Source organism: Streptomyces sp. NPDC058955, assembly GCF_042741435.1.
Lineage (GTDB): Bacteria > Actinomycetota > Actinomycetes > Streptomycetales > Streptomycetaceae > Streptomyces.
In genome coordinates this window covers 1-6258 of the sequence record NZ_JBHYKM010000013.1, presented here as the reverse complement: position 1 = coordinate 6258, position 6258 = coordinate 1, and the positions used below count along the sequence as shown (strand labels likewise).

At 71.4% G+C, this 6258-nt stretch carries 4 protein-coding genes; 1 reads left to right on the top strand and 3 read right to left on the bottom strand.

Features of this window, described 5'->3' with window-relative positions; translation table 11 throughout:
- Positions 1-361: 361 nt before the first annotated feature.
- Positions 362-1822, top strand: coding sequence for an endo-1,4-beta-xylanase (locus ACFW1I_RS08170; protein ID WP_384667341.1), 1461 nt, complete (start codon positions 362-364; stop codon positions 1820-1822).
- A gap of 64 nt (positions 1823-1886) precedes the next feature.
- Here the strand turns inward: ACFW1I_RS08170 and araD are convergent, their stop codons facing one another.
- From araD to araB, 3 genes are read right to left on the bottom strand one after another with little or no spacing between them, the layout of a single operon-like run.
- Positions 1887-2600 (bottom strand): L-ribulose-5-phosphate 4-epimerase AraD, encoded by a 714-nt coding sequence (araD, locus tag ACFW1I_RS08165; RefSeq protein WP_384667339.1) that lies wholly within the window; start codon positions 2598-2600, stop codon positions 1887-1889.
- 26 nt (positions 2601-2626) lie between these two features.
- Entirely contained in the window at positions 2627-4135 is a 1509-nt protein-coding gene (gene araA / locus ACFW1I_RS08160; protein ID WP_384667336.1) for an L-arabinose isomerase, read from the bottom strand.
- A 46-nt stretch (positions 4136-4181) separates the two neighbouring features.
- Positions 4182-5888: a ribulokinase gene (gene araB, locus ACFW1I_RS08155; protein ID WP_384667334.1), complete on the bottom strand. Its 1707-nt coding sequence runs from the start codon at positions 5886-5888 to the stop codon at positions 4182-4184.
- Between the last annotated feature and the right edge of the window lie 370 nt (positions 5889-6258).

Sequence of the window (6258 nt, the reverse complement as noted above, 5' to 3'; positions counted from 1 at the left end):
CACTAGTAGCCCCGCGCCACACCGCCACTCCACAACCCTCTCGCCCCCGCTGCGCGGCCTGGTCCGGCCCCTCCCACCCCCCCCCCACCCCCCCCCCCGCCCTCTTTCGCCTCACCTGCCGGGCCACGCGAGTCCCGAGATCTCGAAACACCTTCGAAACTCTTGACACGTTTCCGCGCTGTTTCCACACTGATTCCCGAGGCCGCTTCACTCCTTTTCTCGCGTGCCACGGTGCCGGCCTCGAATCATCGCGTCCCGGCAGCACGCGCTCTCTTTCGCCCATGGACGCCGACGCCGCAGAAGTCGCATTCCTCTGCCGCGCTCAAAACCCTTCCGTGATTTCCGTCCTGGAGGTTCCCCGATGCGTTCCCCCACCCGTTCCCTGTCCACCGCACGCCGGAGAATCGGCGGCCTGTGCGCGGCGCTGATCGTCGGCGTCCTCGGCTCCGCCACCGTGCTGGTGGCGCCGCCGGCCTCGCACGCCGCCGAGAGCACGCTCGGGCGCGCGGCGGCACAGAGCGGTCGCTACTTCGGCACCGCCATCGCCTCGGGTCGGCTCAACGACTCGACGTACACGACGATCGCGGCCCGCGAGTTCAACTCGGTGACGGCCGAGAACGAGATGAAGATCGACGCCACCGAACCCCAGCAGGGCCGGTTCGACTTCACGGCCGGCGACCGCGTCTACAACTGGGCGGTGCAGAACGGCAAGCAGGTCCGCGGCCACACCCTGGCCTGGCACTCCCAGCAGCCCGCCTGGATGCAGAACCTCAGCGGCAGCACGCTGCGCCAGGCCATGATCGGCCACATCAACGGCGTGATGGGCCACTACAAGGGCAAGATCGCCCAGTGGGACGTCGTGAACGAGGCGTTCGTCGACGGCACTTCGGGAGCCCGGCGCGACTCGAACCTGCAGCGCACCGGCAACGACTGGATCGAGGTCGCGTTCCGCACCGCGCGCGCCGCCGACCCGGCCGCCAAGCTCTGCTACAACGACTACAACGTGGAGAACTGGACCTGGGCCAAGACCCAGGCCATGTACGCCATGGTCAAGGACTTCAAGCAGCGCGGCGTGCCCATCGACTGCGTCGGCTTCCAGTCGCACTTCAACAGCGACAGCCCCTACAACAGCAACTTCCGCACCACCCTGCAGAGTTTCGCCGCCCTCGGCGTCGACGTGGCCGTCACGGAGCTCGACATCCAGGGCGCCTCGGGCACGACCTACGCCAACGTGACCAACGACTGCCTGGCGGTCCCGCGCTGCCTCGGCATCACGGTCTGGGGGGTGCGCGACACCGACTCCTGGCGGGCGGACCAGACGCCGCTGCTGTTCAACGGCGACGGCAGCAAGAAGCCGGCCTACACCTCCGTCCTCAACGCGCTCAACTCCGGCTCCACCACCCCCACGCCCACGCCGACCCCCACTCCGACCCCCTCCCCCGGCTCCGGCCAGATCAAGGGAGTCGCCTCCGGCCGCTGCCTGGACGTGCCGGGCACCGTCACCACCGACGGCACCCAGGTCCAGCTGTGGGACTGCAACGGCCGCACCAACCAGCAGTGGACCTACACCGCCGCCGGTGAGCTCCGGGTCTACGGCGACAAGTGCCTGGACGCCGCCGGCACCGCCAACGGCGCCAAGGTGCAGATCTACAGCTGCTGGGGCGGCGACAACCAGAAGTGGCGCCTCGGCTCCGACGGCTCCATCGTCGGCGTGCAGTCCGGGCTCTGCCTCGACGCCGCCGCCGGCGGCACCGCCAACGGCACGCCGGTCCAGCTGTACTCGTGCTGGAACGGCACCAACCAGCGGTGGACCCGCGGCTGACCCGCCGCACTGACATCCGCACCATGGAGGGGAGCCAGGACGATCCTGGCTCCCCTCGGTGCGGTCAGACGGCGGACGGGTTGCCGTAGTAGGCATCCGGGCCGTGCTTGCGGGTGTAGTGCCGGTCCAGCAGGTGCTGCGGGGGTTCGACCGTGCCCAGGGCGATGGTGCGCAGGGCCATCTCGGCCACCGCCTCGCAGATGACGGCGTGTTCCAGGGACTTGGTGGCGTCGGCGCCCCAGGTGAAGGGGCCGTGGTGGGCGACCAGGGCGCCGGGGACCTCCCGGGCCCGGGTGTCGTCACGGCCCAGCAGGTCCACGATGACCTGGCCGGTGTTGTACTCGTAGTCCGTGGCGCACTGTTCGGGGGTGAGGGCCTCGGTGACGGGGAGGGGACCGTTGAAGGTGTCCGCGTGGGTCGTGCCGAGCACCGGTATCGGGCGCCGTGCCTGGGCGAAGGCGACGGCGTGGGTGGAGTGCGTGTGGGTGACGCCTCCGATCGAGGGGAAGGCCAGGTAGAGGCTCCGGTGCGTCTCCGTATCGGTGGACGGGCGCAGGTGGCCTTCCACCACGCTTCCGTCGGCCAGGGAGACGACGACCAGGTCCTCCTCCCTGAGGACGTCGTAGGTCACGCCCGAGGGCTTGATGACGAAGACGCCGGCGTCCCGGTCGACTCCGCTCACGTTGCCCCAGGTGAGGGTGGCGAGGCCGGCTCGGGGGATGCGGAGGTTGGCCTCCAGCACCTCCCGGCGCAGCTCCTTCGAAACGGTCCTGCCCACAGCGGACTCCGTCCTGGTCGGGGTGGTCACAGGCTCTGCGCCAGCCGGTGGTACGCCTGGTTCCAGCGCAGCTCGCGGGTGAAGCGCCGGACGGTGGTGTCCTCGTCGATGACGGCGAGTTCGGTGCGCAGCATCTCGGCGAGGTCGTCGAGTTCCTCGCCGAGGAGGGCGGTGGTCAGGACGGTGTGGTGGGGTGCTCCGGCCGTCAACCACGCCTCGGTGGAGGTGCGCAGGTCGGGGCGGGGCCGCCAGACGGCGCGGGCGACGGGGAGCTTGGGCAGCGGCTCCGGCGGGGCGACGACGTCGATGCGGTTGGCGACGAGGCGGAACCGCTCCCCCATGTCGGCGAGGCCGACGACGACGGCCGGACCGGGGTCCGCGTCGAAGACGAGACGGACCGGGTCCTCGCGTCCGCCGATGCCGAGCGGATGGATCTCGCAGGCGGGCGTCGCCGACGTGAGGGTGGGGCAGACCTCCAACATGTGGGCGCCGAGGATGAGTTCCTGACCGGGCGTCAGGTCGTAGGTGTAGTCCTCCATGAAGGACGTGCCGCCCGGCAGGCCGTGGGCCATCGCCTTCAGGGTGCGCAGCAGGGTGGAGGTCTTCCAGTCGCCCTCGCCGCCGAAGCCGTAACCGTCCGCCATCAGGCGCTGCACGGCGAGGCCGGGCAGCTGGCGCAGGCCCCCGAGGTCCTCGAAGTTGGTGGTGAAGGCGCGGAACCCGCCCGCGGTGAGGAAGGTGCGCAGACCGGCTTCGACGCGGGCGGCGTAGCGCAGGGATTCATGGCGCTCGCCGCCGGGCCGCAGCTCGGGCGCGAGGGCGTAGAGGTCCTGGTACTCCTTGACGAGGGCGGAGACGCTGTCCTCGGGGGCGGCGTCGACCACGGCGACGAGGTCGTTGACGCCGTAGGTGTTGACCGAGACGCCGAACCGCAGCTGCGCCTCGACCTTGTCGCCCTCGGTGACGGCGACGTCGCGCATGTTGTCGCCGAACCGGGCGAGTCTGAGGGTGGTGAGTTCGGCGCGGCCGACGGCGGCGCGGGCCCATCCGGCGATGCGGTCGACGACCTCGGGGGTGGAGACGTGGCCGGCGACGGTCTTGCGCGGGACGCCGAGGCGGGTCTGGACGAAGCCGAACTCGCGGTCGCCGTGGGCGGCCTGGTTCAGGTTCATGAAGTCCATGTCGATGGTGGACCAGGGCAGTTGACGGTTGGCCTGGGTGTGCAGGTGGAGCAGGGGCTTGCTGAGGGCGTCGAGGCCGGCGATCCACATCTTGGCCGGGGAGAAGGTGTGCATCCAGGCGATCAGGCCGATGCAGCGGTCGTCGGCGTTGGCCTGCAGGCAGATCGCGCGGATGGCGGCCGCGTCGGTGAGGACCGGCTTCCAGACCAGGCGGACGGTCAGCCGGTCGCTGCCGGCGAGGGTGTCGCAGATGGCGCGGGACTGGTCGGCGACCTGGGCCAGGGTGTCCTCGCCGTAGAGGGCCTGGCTGCCGGTGAGAAACCAGATCTCGCGGTCGGGCTGGGCGAGCGTCATGTCGGTGTGCTCCTCGGAGGTGCGGGGGCGGGGAGGTCGGGGTCGGTCAGCCGGTGGTGGCGACGCGTGCGGTGTTGCGGATCCGGCGCAGCCGGTGCAGCAGGAGGTCCGGGCCGGTGCCGAAGTGCTCGTGCAGGGCGCGGTACTCGCCGAACAGCGCGTCGTAGGCGTCCGCCCGTGCCGGGTCGGGCAGGTACGCGTGGCGCTGGACGCTGCCCATGGCGGCGGCGGCGGAGCGGACGTCGGGGTGCGCGCCCGCGGCGACGGCGGCGTGGATGGCCGAGCCGAGGGCCGGCCCCTGCTCGGAGGTGCCGAGGGAGACGGGGCGGCGGAGCACGTCGGCGTAGATCTGCATGAGCAGCGCGTTCTTCTTCAGGCCGCCGGTGACGATGAACTCCTCGACGGGGACGCCCCCGTCCTCGAAGCCCTCGACGATCAGCCGGGTGCCGTAGGCGGTGGATTCGAGCAGGGCCCGGTAGACGTCCTCGGGCCGGGTGTCGAGGGTGAGGCCGGCGATGACGCCGGAGAGGTGGTGGTCGACCAGGGGCGAGCGGTTGCCGTTCATCCAGTCGAGGGCGACCAGGCCGTGCGCACCGACCGGCTGCCCGGCGGCCTTGCGGGTCAGGAGCTGGTGGAGGTCCTCGCCCGCCGCCTCGGCCTCGGCGCGGTAGTGCTCCGGTACGCCCTGCCGGAGCCACCAGGCGAAGATGTCGCCGACCGCGCTCTGGCCGGCCTCGTAGCCGTAGGCGCCGTCGACGATGCCGCCGTCGACGACTCCGCAGATGCCGGGGACCTCGGCGAGGGTGGCGCCGTTGAGGACGTGGCAGGTGGAGGTGCCCATGATCGCGAGCATCCGCCCGTTCTCGACGGCTCCCGCCGCGGGCGCGGCCACGTGGGCGTCGACGTTGCCGACGGCGACGGCGATGCCTTCGGGGAGTCCGGTCCACCGGGCGGCCCGGGCGCTCAGTCCGCCGGCCCGGGAACCGAGGGGGGACAGCGGGTGTTCCAGGCGCGTGGCGGGGAAGTCGGCGAAGTCCGGGTGGAGCCCGGCGAGGAACGCGGGCGAGGGGTACGTGCCGTCCTGGTGGATGCCCTTGTAGCCCGCGGTGCAGGTGTTGCGGGACTCGGTGCCGGTGAGCTGCCAGACGATCCAGTCGGCCGCCTCGATCCAGCGGGCGCAGGCGGCGTAGACGGCCGGGTCCTCCTCCAGGACCTGCAGGGCCTTGGCGTACTGCCACTCAGCGGAGATCTTGCCGCCGTACCGTCCGATCCACTTCTCGCCGCGGGCGTGCGCGAGGGCGTTGATGCGGTCGGCCTGCGCCTGGGCCGCGTGGTGCTTCCACAGCTTGGGCCAGGCGTGCGGGCGGTCGGCCCATGCGGGCGTCAGGGCGAGCGGGGTGCCGTCCGGGGTGGTCGGCAGGACCGTGCAGGCGGTGAAGTCGGTGGCGATGCCGATGACCTGGGCGGGGTCGACTCCGGCGGCGGCGAGCGCCGCGGGGACGGCGGTGCGCAGGACGTCGCGCCAGTCCTCGGGGTGCTGCAGGGCCCAGTCGGGGGGCAGGGTGGCTCCGGTGGAGGGAAGGCGGTCCTCGATGACGGCGTGGCCGTACTCGTGGACGGCCGACCCGAGTTCGGCGCCGTCCCGGACCCTGACCACGACGGCGCGCCCGGAGAGGGTGCCGAAGTCGACTCCGATGGTGCATGCCTCGGGGTGGTGGCCGGCTGCGGGACCGGGAGGAACGTGTGGAGTCACGATGCGGTCTCTCTCGTCAGGAGCAGGGTCGGGGGAACCCCCTGATTGTTAACGCTCACAATTGACTTGGACAAGAGCTGGGTGCGGTTCTGTCGGGGACCCGGGGAGAATTTCCCTCCGATGAAGTGAGCGCTCACTCGACAGGTGGGCAGCCCGGTCGACCGCGACCGGTCCGGGACGGGATCGACGGGTCAGCGGGTCGACGGGATCGACGGGGGCGGGGTGGGGGCGGGCATGAGGAGCGCGGCGGCCGGAGGGCGCGGAACGCTCGACGCGGCGCCCCGGGTAGGGCACGCCCCCGTGGTGGTATAAAAAAATCAGTTCCCACGAATAACGAAACGATAGCTTGTGTGGGGGGGTGGGTGGGTAA

Coding starts and splice junctions, on each gene's coding strand:
- araA (WP_384667336.1), bottom strand. CDS start 4,135: ATGACGCTCGCCCAGCCCGACCGCGAGATCTGGTTTCTCACCGGCAGC.
- ACFW1I_RS08170 (WP_384667341.1), top strand. CDS start 362: ATGCGTTCCCCCACCCGTTCCCTGTCCACCGCACGCCGGAGAATCGGC.